This is a genomic window from Paenibacillus graminis, from assembly GCF_000758705.1.
In the GTDB taxonomy this organism is placed as follows: Bacteria; Bacillota; Bacilli; order Paenibacillales; family Paenibacillaceae; genus Paenibacillus_AQ; species Paenibacillus_AQ graminis.
Map to the genome: position 1 here is coordinate 5,815,736 of NZ_CP009287.1, position 17,778 is coordinate 5,833,513.

Annotated in this window: 15 protein-coding genes; all 15 read right to left on the minus strand. The window is 54.5% G+C overall.

What is annotated here, in order from left to right; genetic code table 11:
* Window positions 1-706 precede the first annotated feature (706 nt).
* Complete coding sequence (locus tag PGRAT_RS25130) at window positions 707-1,702, minus strand: MBL fold metallo-hydrolase (protein ID WP_042267377.1); 996 nt, start codon at window positions 1,700-1,702, stop codon at window positions 707-709.
* Between the two features lie 42 nt (window positions 1,703-1,744).
* On the minus strand, window positions 1,745-2,479 hold the full coding sequence (locus PGRAT_RS25135) for a class I SAM-dependent methyltransferase (protein ID WP_025706284.1): 735 nt from the start codon (window positions 2,477-2,479) through the stop codon (window positions 1,745-1,747).
* Window positions 2,480-2,963: 484 nt separating this feature from the next.
* Window positions 2,964-4,655: a glycoside hydrolase family 13 protein gene (locus PGRAT_RS25140; protein ID WP_025706285.1), complete on the minus strand. Its 1,692-nt coding sequence runs from the start codon at window positions 4,653-4,655 to the stop codon at window positions 2,964-2,966.
* Window positions 4,656-4,755: 100 nt separating this feature from the next.
* Complete coding sequence (locus PGRAT_RS25145; protein ID WP_025706286.1) at window positions 4,756-5,214, minus strand: hypothetical protein; 459 nt, start codon at window positions 5,212-5,214, stop codon at window positions 4,756-4,758.
* Between the two features lie 185 nt (window positions 5,215-5,399).
* Window positions 5,400-6,704 carry a BclA C-terminal domain-containing protein gene (locus tag PGRAT_RS25150; protein ID WP_081954769.1) on the minus strand — a complete coding sequence of 435 codons (1,305 nt, stop codon included), beginning with the start codon at window positions 6,702-6,704 and terminating at the stop codon, window positions 5,400-5,402.
* Window positions 6,705-7,105: 401 nt separating this feature from the next.
* Entirely contained in the window at window positions 7,106-7,879 is a 774-nt protein-coding gene (locus PGRAT_RS25155) for a Cof-type HAD-IIB family hydrolase (protein WP_025706179.1), read from the minus strand.
* Between the two features lie 235 nt (window positions 7,880-8,114).
* The gene (locus PGRAT_RS25160; protein ID WP_025706180.1) at window positions 8,115-9,257 is read right to left on the minus strand and encodes a homocitrate synthase/isopropylmalate synthase family protein; all 1,143 of its coding nucleotides are present in this window, start codon (window positions 9,255-9,257) and stop codon (window positions 8,115-8,117) included.
* Window positions 9,254-10,006, minus strand: coding sequence for a HesA/MoeB/ThiF family protein (locus tag PGRAT_RS25165; protein ID WP_025706181.1), 753 nt, complete (start codon window positions 10,004-10,006; stop codon window positions 9,254-9,256). The genes PGRAT_RS25160 and PGRAT_RS25165 overlap by 4 nt, the downstream gene beginning before the upstream one ends.
* Window positions 10,007-10,044: 38 nt before the next feature.
* Window positions 10,045-10,611, minus strand: coding sequence for a DUF269 domain-containing protein (locus PGRAT_RS25170; protein WP_025706182.1), 567 nt, complete (start codon window positions 10,609-10,611; stop codon window positions 10,045-10,047).
* Complete coding sequence (gene nifX / locus PGRAT_RS25175; RefSeq protein ID WP_042267379.1) at window positions 10,595-11,005, minus strand: nitrogen fixation protein NifX; 411 nt, start codon at window positions 11,003-11,005, stop codon at window positions 10,595-10,597. Before nifX ends, PGRAT_RS25170 begins: the two co-directional genes overlap by 17 nt.
* Window positions 10,980-12,308 carry a nitrogenase iron-molybdenum cofactor biosynthesis protein NifN gene (gene nifN, locus PGRAT_RS25180; protein ID WP_025703729.1) on the minus strand — a complete coding sequence of 443 codons (1,329 nt, stop codon included), beginning with the start codon at window positions 12,306-12,308 and terminating at the stop codon, window positions 10,980-10,982. The genes nifX and nifN overlap by 26 nt, the downstream gene beginning before the upstream one ends.
* On the minus strand, window positions 12,298-13,809 hold the full coding sequence (nifE, locus tag PGRAT_RS25185; RefSeq protein ID WP_238326738.1) for a nitrogenase iron-molybdenum cofactor biosynthesis protein NifE: 1,512 nt from the start codon (window positions 13,807-13,809) through the stop codon (window positions 12,298-12,300). Before nifE ends, nifN begins: the two co-directional genes overlap by 11 nt.
* Window positions 13,760-15,319: a nitrogenase molybdenum-iron protein subunit beta gene (nifK, locus tag PGRAT_RS25190; protein WP_025703731.1), complete on the minus strand. Its 1,560-nt coding sequence runs from the start codon at window positions 15,317-15,319 to the stop codon at window positions 13,760-13,762. The genes nifE and nifK overlap by 50 nt, the downstream gene beginning before the upstream one ends.
* Entirely contained in the window at window positions 15,316-16,773 is a 1,458-nt protein-coding gene (gene nifD / locus PGRAT_RS25195) for a nitrogenase molybdenum-iron protein alpha chain (RefSeq protein WP_025703732.1), read from the minus strand. Before nifD ends, nifK begins: the two co-directional genes overlap by 4 nt.
* A 134-nt stretch (window positions 16,774-16,907) precedes the next feature.
* On the minus strand, window positions 16,908-17,777 hold the full coding sequence (gene nifH / locus PGRAT_RS25200) for a nitrogenase iron protein (RefSeq protein ID WP_238326737.1): 870 nt from the start codon (window positions 17,775-17,777) through the stop codon (window positions 16,908-16,910).
* Window position 17,778 lies beyond the last annotated feature (1 nt).

Here is a 17,778-nt window from a genome sequence, read left to right on the forward strand (position 1 = left end):
AATATGGCCACATTAAGTTTCCTTTTTCCATTTAATTCTCAGAATTGCTGAATTTCAGGAAAAATAAGCTCCTTTTTTCCAACTAGCGCTTGCGAAGAGACCGGTGAGCAAGCGCTAGTTGGTTAGTTGGAATGAAGAGATCAGACTGATCTCTCAACTTTATAGTTTACTAGATAAGAGCAAACTGGCCTTTGCCGCTTGAACAACGGTATTTTTGCCGTTGTTTCTGCACAAAACAGCCCTCGGGCTTTCAACAACAGTATTACGGCCGTTGTTGTCCAAAAAAGCCAGGCCGCGTATACACGGGTTCCCTCCCGATAAGCGGCCTGGCCCCTATACACGGGTTTCCTCCCTGTCTACGCGGCCTGGCCTCTATTCACGGGTTCCCTCCCGATAAGCGGCCTGGCCCCTATACACGGGTTCCCTCCCTGTCTACGCGGCCTAGCCTATTCACGGGTTCCCTCCCTGTCTACGCGGCCTAGCCTCTATTCACGGGTTTCCTCCCTGTATACGCGGCCTGGCCCCTATACACGGGTTCCCTCCCTGTCTACGCGGCCTAGCCTCTATTCACGGTTCCCTCCCCGTATACGCGGCCTAGCCTCTATTCACGGATTCCCTCCCTGTATACGCGGCCTGGCCTCTATTCACGGGTTCCCTCCCCGTATATACCCGGCCTCTATTCATCTGCTGCCGGGCGGGCAGCTGCTTACTTGACGGCCGCGAACATCGTCACTCCGCCGGGCTCCGGCCCGGTGACTTCCGCCCGCTCCCGGCGCACCAGCTCGGCCAGATGCGCCAGCGCCTCGCTCATAGCGAACCGCATCTGGTGCGCGCTGGACACGCGGCTGCGGAACAGCGCTTCGCATACCGCGAAGCCGCTGAGCGGGCCGCCCGCAAGCAGAGCGGCTGTCTGATCCAGCCGCTCTTCGTGATGGCGCAGCAGGCTGTCCGCCCGCTCCGTGAAGCCCGTGAACGGCTCCCGGTGTCCCGGGAACGCACGGGTCACCCGGAGGCTGCGCAGCTCGCGCAGCCCCTCCATGAAGGTGCGCAGCGGCTGTGGATCGCTGCCCGGCTGCAGGCTGACATTGGGCGAAATCTGCGGCAGCACAGCATCGCCGCAGAGAATCTGCCCGCTGCCGCCGTGGTAAAAGGATACATGCCCCGGCGCATGTCCGCCGGTTAGCAGCGGCTGCCATTTGCGGCTGCCCATGATGAACGGCTCCGCCGCGTTGATATAGGCCACCTCCGGCTGCGGAGTAACCTGGGGCAGGAAGCGCTCCAGATGCTCCCTGATCCCCTGCACCCAATCCTCCGGCATGCCGTAGCGGAGGAAGAACAGCGGCAGCGCTTCATTCAGAACCGCCTCCGCCCCCCAGGTCAGCCGGGCTTCGCCATGGGCCCGTTCCGACATCCAGACCTTGCCTCCGCTGCGGGACTGCAGCCAGCCGGCAAGGCCGTAATGGTCCGGATGATGATGCGTAACCACGATGTCACGAATGTTGCTCCAGGAACTGTGCAGCTCCTGAAGCACAACTTCCCACGCCGCTTCCGCCTCAGGCGTATGCGGCCCTGGGTCAACTACCGTAAGCTGTCCGTTCCGGTCAGGCAGAATATAGCTGTTCACCTGGCGCAGCGGCGGGTCCATCGGAACAGACACCTGAATGATGCCGCCTTCCCATGTAATCAGGTCTGCCTTTGACATAATACCGTCGCCCCCTCCCTTGAATCTTCTCCCCGATACCATTTAGGGACGCACGCCCATAAAGATCATCCGCCGCGAGACCTCGGCGTCATACTCATCCTCCTCATAGCTGCCGTGCACGGCCTCCAGTTGAAGACCTGCAGCGGCAATCATCTCGCGGAATTTCTCCAGCGGATACAGCTTGACCCGTTCATGATACTTCCGGGGGGCACCGCCTGACTTCGAGGTCAGGATGATATCCTTCTTAACATAGCCGTCCTCAATCCGCCGCGACTCATCAATCAGGTTGTCCCCGTCCTCACGGACTGAGTGCGGAACCAGGTGGCGGATTACATAGGCCGGATTCAAGAAATCAACAATGAATTTGCCGCCCGGCACCAGCATGCGGTGAATTTCCCGCAGTACCTTGACCTGCTCCTCATCCTCTTCAAAATATCCAAACGAAGTAAATAAATTTACCACAGCGGCAAAACCGCCTTCAAGCGGCAGCCTGCGCATATCCGAACGTATCCAGGTGACGGCTTCGGCCCCGGTCTGCGCCCGTGCTTCACGGAGCAGCGCTTCGGATAGATCCACACCCGTAACCTCATAGCCCGCTTCCGCAAGCGCCAGGGAATGGCGGCCCATACCGCAGCATAAATCCAGCACTTTAGCGCCTTGCGGCAGCTCCAGCCATCCAATCATTTTCTCCACCTCACGCCGTGCCCCGCCGAAATCCCTATGCCTGTATACAATTAAATAATCCTCGCCAAAGCTATCCTCATACCACTCGCCCATGTTCCTTCTCCTTCCGCAGCAGTGCCTGCACAAGCCTCTCTATGTATGTAACGCCTGTATCCAACCAGGCTCTCCCGATTTTCACGGCCATGCCCCTGCTATTTCTCTTACTGCCGGGTTTGAATATATCACCTAATGTAACGCAATTGTACCGCCTTTTATAGGTAAACTCAAAAAAGAGTCGTCATTTCGCCATACTTCCCGCGTCATGGCAACTCTTTAGCCGCTTCTATATAAGCTCTAAAACTTTAGCTTAACATTGGGTATAGTCGTCACTGCGGGGAATGATTGAATTACTAGCCACTGTTGTACCCGGGTTTCTTGAATAAACCGCTAATTGCGGTTGAAACCCGGTGACTGATTATGCTTCCAAATGCGAGCTTTCCTACGAAAAGCTTTCAGGCGACGCTTCCCCCTCCTACAGTTCCAACTTCCCCTCCGCACTTCCACCTTTTTATGTGTTTTTTATTTAAGTTCATCTTATCTAGCTCTGCCGCTGCAAATAGACTCTCGCTTCATAAGGCCGGAGCTTCAGACTCCATAAGTCTTCCACTTTATCCGGCGTGTAATTGGAAATCAGCAGCTCCAGCTTCTCCGGCTGAAAACCCTCCGGCAGCTCGAATACCGGCTCCCGCTCAAAAAAATTCAGGATTACCAGCAGCCGCTGTTCTTCCAGTGTGCGGGTGTACGCATAAATTTCCGGATGCTCTTCCAGCAGCAGGGTATAGTCGCCGTAGACAATGACCTGATGTTTTTTTCTCAGCTCAATCAGTTTCTTGTAGTAATGATAGATCGAATCCGGGTCTCTGACCGCGCTCGCTGCGTTGATCTCCCTGGAATTGGAGTTTACCCGAATCCAGGGCACACCTTCCGTAAATCCGCCGTTCTCTCCATCGTCCCACTGCATCGGTGTGCGGGCATTGTCCCGGCTTTTTTTGTGAATCGCGGCCATGATGTCGGCTTCGGGAACGCCATTCGTACGTTTTTCTTCATAATAATTCAGCGTCTCCACATCACGGTAATCATCAATCGACTCAAAACCCGCATTCGTCATCCCGAGCTCCTCACCCTGATAGATATAAGGGGTACCCTCCAGCATGTGAATGAAGGTTGCCAGCATTTTGGCCGAGGGGATGCGGTAATACAGATCGTTGCCGAACCGGGATACCGAGCGCGGCTGGTCATGGTTGCACAAATAGTTGGCATTCCAGCCTTTGCCATGAAGGACTGTCTGCCAATTGCTGATGATCTTCTTAAGATCCAGGAGGCTCCAGGGTACCGTGTCCCATTTACCTCCGCCGGGCGCCGCACAATCCAGATTCATATGCTCGAATTGAAAGGTCATATTCAGCTCGCGGCGTCCATCCCCGACATAATCCAGAGCCTGCTCCGGGCCCAGGCCCGAGGTTTCACCGACCGTCATGATATCGTAAAAGTAGAGCACTTGATCGTTCAGGTTGCGCAGCAGCGTGTGCACATGCTCCAGATTGGAGAACATATCATATGCCCGCACCGTTGCCGTTCCATGGGGATTCAAGGCGTCGGGATATCCGCCCTTCTTCACAATATGTGCGATTGCATCAAACCGGAAGCCGTCGACCCCTTTTTTCAGCCACCACTGCACCATTTCATGCAGCTTGTCGATCACGGCGGGGTTTTCCCAGTTCAGGTCCGGCTGGAATTTGGAATAGAGATGCAGATAATATTCATCCGTCTTGGGATCGAGCTCCCAGACTGAACCACTGAAATAGGATTCCCAGTTGTTCGGCGGACCGCCGTTTTTGCCTTTTCTCCAGATGTAATAATCCCGTTTGGGGTTATCCTTCGAGCTTCTGGATTCAATAAACCAGGGATGCTGATGGGAAGTATGGTTCAGCACCAGATCCATCATCAGCTTCATTCCGCGCGAGTGCAGCTCCCGCAGCAGCCGGTCAAAATCATCCATCGTCCCGAATTCCTTCATAATGTCGCAATAATCACTGATATCATAACCGTTGTCATGATTCGGAGATTTATAAATCGGACAGATCCAGATCACATCCACGCCCAGATCCTGCAAATAATCCAGTTTGGACATAATTCCGCGCAGATCTCCAATCCCGTCACCATTGCTATCCATAAAGCTGATCGGATAAATCTGGTATACGACACTTTCCTTCCACCATTTTGGGTTCACAAGGATTCCCTCCGCTTCTGCAATTCAGACATTTTAGTATATCTTAACCACACTGGAGGAAGAGAATAACAAATTTTGATAATTCATTGCTTCACAAGCGTTACTCCCCTGTGTCCTCCATGGATGAAAGAGCCTTGAGCGCCGCCGCCAGCCTGTCATGGATCTCATCGTCTGCCGGATGTATCCCATGGACATAGAACAGCAGCAGTGAACCCTCGTTTAATTGATTAAAAGGAATCAGGTCTGCCGTTGCCGTCCGCTTCCCAAATTCTACCCAGCCTTCCTCCCGGTCCTCCGCCGAAGCAAATTGGTACAGAATCACCTGCTTGCCATTCAGCGCAAAAACCTGGGGAGTGCGGCCGTTTAATTTCATCTCAAACACATTTTCCGCCTTAGGCTCACCCTTTTTCAAAGTCAATTCCTGTTCCGCAAAAACCGCAATGATCTTCTCCGCAGAGTGTAACTTCACTTCTCCCGTTGCCTTTTCCCCCGCCTGACTGCAGCCCGTGACCCACGCCCCAAAGCTCAAGCAAACGAATAATACAATCGTCCGAAGCATCGTAAGCCCTCCCTGGATGTGTTCTAATTTTTTACAGTTTCCATTTATCTAAACGAAGCCATGACCGGCAATGTTGCATATCGGCGTCACATACGCAACGTGGTTAGCATTTAAAACAAGGAAAAAGACGGGATCTCCTCTTATAGAAGAGCTCCCGTCCCGGCATGCATAGCTGCTCTCTGAGACTAGCTTAATTGCTTGATTACAATCGACGCATTGACGTTCGCCTGTGTCCCCCCGGCCAGCGTCTGCAGTGTGACAGCCGCAGCAGAGCTGTGGTTGCGCAGCGTCAGCACATCTCCCGATGACAAGGCCAAGATCGCCTGCCCGGTGTTTTGCTGAGTTCCTGCACCTGAGCCGTATACGGTACCCGGGACCAAGGCTCCATTGACGAACAATGCGAACTGGTTGGGTTCCACGCCGGATACCGAGAAATTAACCTCATAAATCCCCGCATTGGTGACTGAAATCGTCGTTGTGCCGGGAGCATGAGTAATTCCCGGAGTCAGCAGACCGTTTGTATCAAAAGACACGTCCGCTTCAATCGGCACCACCTGGGCGCCGAGGTTATACACATAACCGAAATTGGCAATTCCGCCAGCCGCTCCGGTTGCGCCCGTTGCTCCGGCAGGCCCTGCCGCTCCTGTTGCTCCAGCGGGTCCTGCTGCTCCGGCAGGTCCGGCAGGTCCGGCAGGTCCAGCCGCTCCTGTTGCTCCGGCAGGTCCTGCTGCTCCGGCGGGTCCAGCCGCTCCTGTTGCTCCGGCAGGTCCAGCCGCTCCTGTTGCTCCAGCGGGGCCCGCTGCACCCGTTGCTCCTGGTGCACCCGCTGGTCCTGCCGGACCTGTGGGTCCCGCGGGACCGCCAGCTCCGGCTGGCCCAGCCGGCCCGGCGGGTCCGGCAGGACCCACCAGTCCGCCGATTCCCGCCGGGCCTATGGCTCCGGCGGCTCCCAGCGCTCCAGCGGCTCCCAGTGCACCGGCAGCTCCCAGTGCACCCGTTGCCCCCGCTGCACCAAGCGCACCAACAGCTCCTGCGGCGCCGAGAAGCCCGGCGGCACCAATAGCACCCAAGCCGCCGGTTGCGCCACGCGCTCCTAACGCTCCAGCCACGCCTGCGGCGCCCAACGCTCCGGCGGCACCTACAGCCCCCAGAGCTCCAGCAGCACCCGTTGCACCTAAAGCTCCTGCTGCTCCGGCAGCACCCAAAGCTCCTGCTGCCCCGGCGGCTCCGGCGGCCCCCAGCGCTTCCACAGCACCGGCTGCACCAAGTGCTCCAGCAGCTCCCGCCGCACCCAATGCACCAAGTGGAATATTCACACGGACAATCTGCCTTTTGACGATGATTTCCTTGCAGCAGCACTTCTTGCCATCTTCATGTTTCCGTTTTACAGGCTTCCTTTTAGGCCGTTTCTTAGGCAACTTTGGCAAAGGACATTCAAGCAGCTCCTTTTCAGGATTGGGGCATTTTTTCTTATGCTCAAGACGTCTCATTTTCAGCACCTCCAATAGACTTGATGTATAGTACTCCATTTACCTATGGGGTGCATGGACATTCGTCTTGTAGGCTGCTACTTATTTTTTGAAAAACTGGATGTTCATACTGTCTGGACAAGCAGAAATCACCTGGGAATACAACAAACTGTTCACATGCCTGGACACATTCCCTCCACAGCGGGCATATACTATAGATTGGACAACCCGCCCAGCCCACTCAGGATTATTTGAGCATGCACCTTGGCCAGCACATTAAATCCAATCCCTCCAGTTCTGCTGCACAGAGCATAATAGATCTTCACCGCAGGCCAAAAAGGACCGATTCTGCTGCAAATTCGCAATAGAAGGGTCCCTTGCTTTCATTATGAATTTCTCTAAATCTTCTTCAATAGGCCTTTCTACAACAGCCCCACCATTCTCAGCCCTTCATAAATCCCGTTCTCGCTGACATGCTTGGTAACATATGACGCGGCTGCCTTCACTTCTTCCTCCGCATTACCCATCGCAACCCCATGACCGACAAAGCCCAGCATCTCCAGATCATTCAGGCCGTCACCAAACGCATATACATCTTCCTTCTGCACGCCAAGGATTGTCATCATCTGCTGAATGCCTCCTGCCTTCGAGCCATTCCCCGGCAGCACATCCATACACAGCGGGTGCCAGCGGATAAAATTCAGATGCGGATAGGTTTCTGCATACAGGTCCTGCTCTTTCTGCCGGCAAAAAATGAGCGCCTGGTAGATTTCATGCTGCAGAAAATACTCCGCATCATGTGTCGGAAATGCCAGCTTCAGCGAACCGATGCTAGTCTTGATATACTCATGCTCCGCAACATTTACTTTCATCCCTGCTGCATCAATATAGCCCACCGGATGATCATTTTTTTGGGCAAATAAGGTAAGTTCCTGCAATGAAGGAGTGTCCAGCGGGTTGCGGTAGATCACTTCTCCTTCATAAACAACATACTGCCCGTTGAGCGACACATACGAATGAATGTCCAGCTCTTTGCGCAAATCCTCGAACATGTACGCAGCTCTGCCCGTAGCAATTGCTACATTGTGGCCCCGTCTTTTCAGTTCGGCAATGGCTTCCTTCGTGGAAGCTGGAATTCGTTTTTCCTCGTCATAGAGCGTACCGTCAATATCAAAAAAGATTGTTTTTAGGGTCATAGCCTCTCCATTCTCCTTGTTCTCTCTGCTTATTATTCCTGCTCAAGATTGTAGATGCTTGTGGTATGCGATGCAAGCTGTCTTTTTCAGAAAATGGAGAAGTGCAGCATGATAACACAGCAAAAAAGCAAGCAGTACCTGCCTATCCTCCTTAAAGAAAGACAGCTGCTGCTTGCTTATCATTAAGACTTCAAATGTTCATGGTATCTTAGTCCCGGCAAGTTAAGCTTCATTCTTACACAGCATTCTGAGCCCGCTGCTGTTCTTCCATCAGCCACTGCACCAGCATATATTCGGGAACCGTGCCTTTGTGGGACCCGGCATATTCGCGGACCCGCACCAGAAGGCGCCCTGCGGTATCGGGTGTGATTGCCAGGCCCCACTGGTCCAGCACATGGGCCACACCGCCGGTACCGGAATGCTTGCCCAATACAAAACGGTGGCTCCGGCCTACTTCTGAGGGATCAAAGGTCTGATAGGTAGCCCTCTCCTTCATCAGTCCATCGACATGGATTCCCGACTCATGGGTAAAAGCCAGTTGTCCCACGATCGGCTTCGCATCGCCAACGCTGCGGCCGGAAGCGGCAATCACCTTGTCTGCCAAACCTTTGAGCAGATCGAATCTTACGCTGCTCTCCCCGCCGTACAGGTGGTGCCAGGCCATCGCTACTTCCTCCATGGCTGCGTTCCCGGTGCGTTCTCCAATCCCGGCAACCGTGGTGCTGGCCCAGGCAGCGCCTGCGGCAATGCCGCTCAGCGTATTCGCACAGGCCAGGCCGAAATCGTTATGGCAGTGCACCTCCAGCTCGACATCACCGGGAACTTCACCGAGCAGCGTACTTACACGCCCGGCAATCTGCCCCGGATGATGTGCCGACACTGTATCCGCATACCGGAACCTGCGGATGCCTTCCCTGTGCAGCGAATTCACCAGCTGGACCAGAAAACCCATGTCGGCCCTTGATGAATCCTCCATGCCCACCGACACCGTCATGCCCAGCGAAAGGGCATACTCCGCCGCACCCAGCAGTTTGTTCAGTCCTTCGCCCGTTGAGAGCCCCAGCTTGCCTTGCAGCTGAATCTCCGAGACAGGAATAGACACATGGCTCCAGTTGACTCCCGTTGCCCGCGCCTTGTCGATATCCCCCGGCAGCGAGCGGTTCCAGGTCATCAGCTTCATCGGGAGATTCAATTCGGCAATCGCCGCAATATCCTCCTGCTCCTGCGTACCCATGGCAGGAATCCCTACCTCTGCTTGCTCAACTCCGCATTCCGACAGCAACTTTGCGATTTCCAGCTTTTCCGCCCTCGTGAATGATACTCCAGCCGCCTGTTCGCCATCCCGCAGTGTCGTGTCACAAAGCTTGAGACTTTTCACGGTGTACCTCCTTCTCCGCAGCAAGCGCAATTCGGATTACGGGAAATATGGACGCTGTAACAGGCGAAGTCGAGTGAGCTGAAGCGATGCATTACGCCCGCATAAGTTGTCCCTACCCCTGTAATCCATTTTACGGCTTCCAGCGCAGCCAGACAACCCGCAATTCCGGAGGTGGCTCCCAGAACTGGAAATCCAAGCGGCTCCCACTGGGGTGTCACATCCGGGTACAGGCATTCCAGGCAGGGAGTTACACCGGGAATGACCGTCGTGAGGGAAATCTCAAAACCATACATCGCAGCTTCCACCATAGGCGTTCCGGTATCGACACACAGGCGGTTCAGAGCATACCTCTCCGGAAAGTCATAACGGGCGTCGATCACAATATCAGCGTCCTGCACCCAGGGTCTGGCAAGAGGAGATTCAATTCTGGCATTGTAGCCCTCAATCTCCACAAGCGGGTTCAGACGCTTCAACCGGGCAATCGCTGTACTCATGCGTTCCATCCCCAGATGATCCGTATCCATTAGAATTTGCCGGTTAAGATCCGGCGGGACAACGATCCCTTCATGGACCAGAATCAGCTTGCCGACACCGGCCGCAGCCAGATACAGCGCGGCTGTTCCTCCTAGCCCGCCAATTCCCGCAACCATCACCGTCGCTTCCTTCAACGCCCTTTGCCCCTCTTCTCCGAGCAGCTTAAGCTGCCGGGCATACCGTTCCAGCTCCAAATCTCCGGCAAGCTGCTCCATCCCTGTTCCCCCCTGTTACCGATCCTAAATTTGCAGCTTTATCCTTCAAGGCTGAACAAACCGTGGCCTGCCGTCAATTCCTTATACTTCTCCAAAAAAACCAGACCTTCCTCCACACACCCCACCCCATAACGGATGGTCTTCTCCTCCGAAGTGAACGGGAAAGGGGCACCGGCCCGCAGGGCCTTCAGCACCAGAATAACGCGCCCGGTATACAGCAGCCCCCGCCCAAAACCCTCCACATTAATCTCAGCAGTGCTCTGCACCATGGCTCCGCTCTTCTCTTCCATGACTCCGGCGATCGCCTGGAACAAAATCGGAACCTGCTGGCGGACCTTGGGAGATACGGCGCAGTTGAAGTCCGATTGATCCTTGTCCTCAGGGGATGCCAGAAACAGCTTGGCAATCTTCTCCTGCGGAGACAGCGAGGCATGCCGTCCGAAAAAGTCAGCCGTATCGAGCAGATGGCACAAACGGCGGACAAAGGCATCCGCCGTATCGGGGTCCAGCTCCTTTACAACCTTGCGGCGGCGGGGTTTCGCCGCCGCCCCCTCCCGGGAAAGCCCAGCCTGGACTGCTATCTTCCTGTTAGCCGACGATTCCATTGGCTTCCTCCCCTTCCCCAGTGCTTTCCTCTTCCGAACGCAGTACCTTGGCCAGCCACATTGGCGGCTTGCCCTGGAGCATATCAACCAGACGTTTCACCTGCTCGTCAATCGGGCTGCCGAACGGAACCTTAACCGGCATAATCTTGCGGCGTGTCACCCGCGCGGCAGCCGAGGCGCCGATTTGCATGATGAAGATCAGCGTGCAATCTTCTACCGCCTCCAGGCGGCTGTCAATTTTACCGGCTTCATCCTGATTCAGAAGAGCCGGCAGCTTGCGCAGTTCTAGCAGCTCACCGCCATTTTTGGTCACATTATATACGGCGAACATTGGACTTTGCCCGAAATGGGCATTGACCCGGCTTCCATCATCTGTGGCAAACGCTACCTTCACGGTGACCAGCCTCCCTCTGCATTAACAAATTCCCTGCTTTGTTACTCCACTCCATGGCGCCTCTGTATCCAACGGAGACAGACATATAAGCGCCCAGCTCATTCCATACCGGGAACCCGGCCGGCATAAATGCAGCATCAATCCGCTGCGCCCCGGCGATGCCGTGCGAATTGCTGATCCATAAATCAGCCCCTTTGCCCAGCACTTCGGCATCATCCAGATCCCCTACCCACACCCCGCACTCCATTCCTGCAATCAGCGGTGTTTCATAGGAGGCAATCAGCGCCTTCTGCTCCACCCCCAGCTCTTCAAGCCAGCCGGAGACCGAGAAGAGATGATCCGGCTCCAGTGCAGCGAGAGCAGACATCCCCGCAAACTGGAAGTGCGCGTCAAGCATGCTGTCGAGCAGATTCTCGCGCTGCCAGCAATAACGCATCGGCACCGGTTCTCCGCTGATCTGATGCAGAAAATGCAGCAGATCGTCAGAAGCCTTCAGCCCCATCGCGCGCGTAAATACCTTATAGGGGGTCCCCAGCGCATTATGAAGCCTTCTTGCCGGACGCTCCATGCTGCCGCCGATGGCGATCGTAAGCCCGGACTGCAGGCTCTGCAGCATGGAATCCAGCGGCACACCGCCACGGGTCAGCGGGGAGAACCCGGTCAGCAAATGTCCCGACAAGGAGGTCGAGATATCCGGCAGCGCAATCACCTCGAACCCGAAGGAAGAAATCATCTCCTTCAGCTCCATCACATCCGCAGGTGTCAAAAAAGATCCGGGCAGCAGCGTAATCTGCCGGGTATTCACACTTCTCGAACCCCGGTGGCCCACCTGCTGGATCATTTCATCGATCATCGATTCCACCGTTGCGCTGAAGCCCGATTCCAGCGAGCCCCGGAAATCCGGGAGCACCACGGAAAAGGCAAGCCCCCCGCGCAACTTCCGCTCCCGCTTATAGGACTTGAGCATGCTCTGGTAATCCACTCCGGCGACATCGGTCAATTCCGTTCCGATGATTCCTATGATATCGGGGCGGTGCTTGCTGAGCACCAGATTCATAGCCTCCTCCAGATTGCGGTTGGCATCGAAGATCACGTCCATCTCCTGGAGGGCGGAGGTCTGTACGGCAATGGGCTCGCGGAAGTGCCGGGTCAGGAGCGCCTTGGGAAAAGCGGAGCAGCCCTGCGAGCCGTGCATCAGGGGCATGGCGCGGTAGCAGCCCTGCAGTGCCAGCACGGCGCCGAGTGACTGGCCGATCTTGATCGGATTGACTGCAGCCGGTTTTTTTCTTCTGTTAACGGTCATAGGGAGGGACCTCCTTATCCCAGGGGGCCGGGCTGGCAGCCAGCTTCCAGATCGGATTGGCCAGCGAATAGGTGAGTTCCTTGGCCAGCCGCAGAAGCCCTTCATAGCCCGCGTACGCCTTATGCCGCTCCTGGTTGATATCAATGAACGGAATCTGTTCCTTCATCGCAACATACATATTGCGGCCGCCCGCAATCATCATATCCGCTTTGCGTTCCCGCACCGTCTTGAGGATGCGGCTGGCACCGCCCTCGGGAATATATTCGGTATCGTCACCTACACGGTCAGCGATCCGCCGGACATCATCCTCTGTGCTTTTGTTCGTTCCGACGCCCACCACCTGAACGCCCAGCTCCTTCAGAGCGGAAATGACCGACCAGCTTTTGACGCCGCCGGTATAGAGCACCGCTTTCTTTCCTTTCAGGATTTTGCGGTAAGGCCGCAAATCCTGGCTGAGCCGGGCTTCTTCACGCTCGGTTAGGCGGTCTACCCGGCGCTCCATATCACGGTCATTCATCAGATAGGCCATTTGCCGCAGCGAATAAGTCGTCTCCTTGGCCCCATAGAAAGAGCCTTCGAAATAAGGGATACCATATCTGGACTCCATTTCTCTGGCGAGTCCAAGCAAGGCCCGGCTGCAGACAACCATGTTCACCTTGGCGCGGTGCGCCCAGGTGATCTCCTTGTAGCGGGCATCTCCTGTTATCCGTGAGGTTACCGGAATACCCGCACTGTTCATCAGCTTCTCGATATCCCACATCTCGCCGGCAATATTGTATTCACCGATAAGGTTGATCCCCATAGACATATCAGGGGATGGCTCTCCAGTACCGATGACATACTGCAGCAGCGCATCGCCGGCCAGACGGTTGCCGAGATTTTTGCTCCCGACAAATCCGGGGCTGTTCACTGGGATGACCGGTATACCAAGCCGGTCTGCCGCCGCCTTGCAGACGGCATCCATGTCTTCACCGATCATGGCTGTCACACAGGTTGAATATACAAATATTGCCGGAGGCGCAAAGCGCTCGGCAATATAGTCAATACTGTCCTTCAGTTTCTTTTCTCCGCCAAAAATAATATCAGAATCGGTCAGATCCGTAGCAAAGCCGTATTGGGACAGGGAAGGCCCGCTGGACAGGGTTCCCCTGCTCTCCCAACTGTTCCCGGCACAAGCAATCGGACCATGGACAAGGTGCGCAGCGTCCATAATCGGCAGCAGTGTAATTTGGGCTCCGTCGAAGGAGCAGCCTCCAGCAGCCTCACCCGGTTTGGGCCGTGGGCAGGGCTTTACTTTCGGGGCCAGGCTCCCGCAAGCCTCGGAATCAAATTCGTCTTTTCGAACAGGGTCCATCGGCTCTTCATCTCCTTCGCTAAAGTTGCTTGCTTCACGCAAACCTCGCGCTGCTTCGGCGGCACACAATCCGGTCAACTGCTTGCTGCGGATATTTTTACCGTACCAAATCGTAGTTAAAGCCGGAGTTGTTGCGGTCAAGCTCATCAAGGATCGTATTCACTAGCAAGCTCAACAGGTTCAGCGTGCCCTGATAGCCGATAATCGGGTAACGGTGCATATGATGACGGTCCAGAATCGGGAAGCCTACGCGAACCAGGGGCACGCCCGCATCCTTGGCGGCAAATTTCAGATGCGAGCTGCCGATAGCCAGGTCAACCGGATCATTCATCAGCAGCGAACGCATATGCCAAAGGTCATTGCCAATGTACAGGGCAGCCTCGGAACCATAAGGACTGGAGGCCAGAAGCGCCTCTGCTTCGTCCTTGAATTTCACTTCATTGAAATCAACATCGCCATTGGAGCAGACGATATGAACCGGCTCCATACCAATCTCCAGGCAGAATCCGATGAGTCCGATCAACAGATCCGGATCGCCTACGAGTGCAACCCGTTTGCCGTGCAGATAAGGATGGCTGTCCGTCAGGGCATCCACTATGCGGCCTCGTTCCTCCATAAGGGAAGCCGGAATGGGAAGACCCGTCAATTCACTGATTGCATCCAGCAGCTTATCCGTGCCGGTAATCCCCAGCGGCGTTGACATTGCAGTGAGCTGCTGGTTCCAGGTGCTGCTGATGAAATCCTGTGTTTTCTTCAATGTGTATTTCTGCAGGGACAGTGTACCGAGAGCATTGGCTGCCAGAGGCACATCAGCGAGCTTTGTGCCGCCGTAGTAATATTCATACTCGCCTGTGGCCGGAGAGTCATAGTTGCCGCTGTGATCACCCAGGATCGTATATTTGGTATCGAAGGCATCGAGAATTTTGCGGAGTTCAGCAAAGTTGCCGGTATAAGGCTCAAACCCAAGCATGACATTCAGCTTCTCACCCGATTCCGCACCGCTGCCAGGGCTAGCCTTCATCCCGGAGCGTTCATACAGGTAGCTCAAAATGCCTTTCAGCATGGAATCATAACCTGTAATATGCGAACCGACAAAGCTTGGCGTGTTGCAGAAGGCTACCGGGAAATCTTCTGTAATGGCTCCCTTGATCCGGGCATTGCCGATAAAAGAGGACAGGTCATCGCCGATGACTTCGGCCATGCAGGTGGTACAGAGAGCAATCATCTCAGGCTTGTAAAGAGCGATGCTGTTCTCCAAGCCGTCGATCAGATTGTTCATCCCGCCGAATACCGCTGCGTCCTCGGTCATCGAAGAAGAGACGGCAGGCGTAGGCTCTTTGAAGTGGCGGCTGAGATGACTGCGGAAATAAGAGTTGCAGCCCTGTGAGCCATGAACGAAGGGCAGTGTTTTCTCGAAGCCAAGCGCAGCCATCACTGAACCCAGCGGCTGGCAGGCTTTATGAGGGTTGATGACCACAGCTTTGCGGTCAAAGTTTTTTTGCATATATTCTGCCGATTTGGAGTAGGCGAGTGCTTCCGCCGTATCCTGTTCGCTGCAGGGTGCTTCAAACTGCTTTTTGTTAGCCCGCTGCTGAACGTAGCGTTCTTCGGAGAATAGTGAGTTATAGTCTGGAATCTCCATTCTGTCCTTGCTCATACGCCCGCCCCCTCTTTCTGCGCTTTTTCCTTCTTGCGGATCAGATTCCATACCGGACTGTTAACGGTCATATCCATGTCCTTGGCGAAGATTTTGAACCCGTCAAACCCGTGATACGGACCGCTGTAGTCCCAGGAATGCATCTGGCGGAACGGTACACCCATCTTGTGGTACACATATTTTTCCTTGACGCCCGAGCCTACCAGATCGACATTTAATTTCTGAGCCAGTTCTTCCAGCTCATATGCAGTCGGGTCATCCATAATGATGGTTCCTTCCTTCATCATAGGAAAGGTCCTCTCATAGTCATCCTTATGGGCAAATTCATAACCGGAAGCTACAATATCCATGCCCAGATCCTCATAAGCACCGATCGTGTGGCGGGAACGCAAACCTCCGATCATCAGCAGCACCTTTTTATTTTCCAGACGCGGTTTGTATTTATTAATGATGGCATCCATTGCCGGTTTATGTTTCGCAATCATTTTCTCACAGTTCTCCTGGATCGTTGCATCGAACCGGGCTGCGATGGCACGCAGGCTCTCATAAGTCTTGGAAGGTCCGAAGAAATTGTATTCCATCCACGGTATGTCATAGGCCTTCTCCATATGATCCACCATGTAGTTCATGGAGCGGTGGCAGTGAATCAGATTCAGCTTGGCCTTATGGGCAATTTCCAGCTCGTTCAGGGTACCGTCGCCGGACCATTGGGCAATGACCCGAAGGCCCATTTCTTCCAGCAGAATACGGGAAGCCCATGCATCGCCGCCGATATTATAATCGCCGATAATATTGACATCGTAGGGGCCGGTTTCAGCCAGTTCAGCTTTGCCCAGCACGAAATCGCGGATGGCATCATTGGCAATGTGGTGGCCCAGCGACTGGCTGACGCCGCGGAATCCTTCGCAGCGTACAGGTACAATCGGCATATCCAGCTCTTTAGCCATTTTTTTGGATACCGCTTCAATGTCATCACCGATCAGGCCAACCGGACATTCGGATTGCACAGTGATCCCTTTGGCAAGAGGGAACATTTCCGTAATCTCGCGCATGATGACTTCCAGCTTCTTGTCACCGCCGAAAACGATGTCCGTTTCCTGGAAATCACTCGTAATCTGCATGGCTGTAAAATTGTCGATCCCCAGCGTGCCGTTGGCATAGTTGCGGCGTGTGCCCCAGCTGTATTGACCGCAGCCGATAGGACCGTGGCTGATATGAACCATGTCCTTAATCGGACCCCATACCACACCTTTGGAGCCTGCATAGGAGCAGCCGCGTGGCGTCATTACGCCGGGACGGGATTTTATATTAGACTTCAGGGCACAGGTGCCGCAGGATTGGGCTTCTTCAGTATTGATCTGAAAATGCTTTTCGCGGTCTTTTTTCGCTTTTTTGGGATATGCCTCCAGAACCTCTTCTACTAATTTCTTGTTCTCTTCGATATTCAGCCCCATTTATTGACCCTCCTTTTCGTGGTTCAGGACGCTTACGCCGCCTGCATGGCCGGTTAGCCACTGAAAGTTCATCCGGTGAAGGCCGTCTCTCCACTCCCGTTCACCGGATTATAGCTAACCGCGGTTATACCGTCTTATTGGCCGGAAGCCTTCAGCTTCTTGATCGCTGCTTCTTCATCTTCGATGATGCCGAATTCCATCAGCAGCTCTTCCAGCTCTTCCATGGAGATCGGAGTAGGGATAGTCAGCATTTTGTTGTTGAGGATTTTTTCAGCCAGGATTTCATATTCTTTGGCTTGTTGATGGGCAGGATTATATTGGGCGACCGTCATTCTGCGCAGCTCGGCATGTTGAACGATATTATCCCGGGGGACGAAGTGGATCATTTGCGTGTTCAGACGGCGGGCCAGCTCCATGATCAGCTCATCTTCACGGTCGGTGTTACGGCTGTTGCAGATCAGTCCGCCCAGTCTTACGCCGCCGCTGGTAGCATATTTCAGGATACCGCGTGCAATGTTGTTGGCTGCATACATGGCCATCATTTCTCCGGAACAGACAATATAAATCTCTTGTGCCTTGCCTTCACGGATAGGCATTGCGAACCCGCCGCATACAACGTCACCCAGTACGTCATAGGATACGAAGTCCAGATCCTGATAAGCCCCTTCCTGCTCCAGGAAGTTGATGGCAGTAATGATACCGCGCCCTGCACAGCCTACACCCGGTTCAGGCCCGCCGCACTCTACGTTGATGATGTCGCCAAAGCCGGTCTGAAGCACGTCTTCGAGTTCCAAATCCTCAACCGAGCCCAGTTCGGCTGCCAGCTCCAGTACCGAGTTCTGTGCTTTCGTGTTCAGAATCAGGCGTGTGGAGTCTGCCTTCGGGTCACAGCCAACGATCATAATTCTTTGTTTGAATTTGGTTGCGAGCTGGGCCAAAGTGTTCTGGGAAGTTGTGGATTTACCGATACCGCCTTTACCGTAGAAAGCTATTTGTCTCATCATT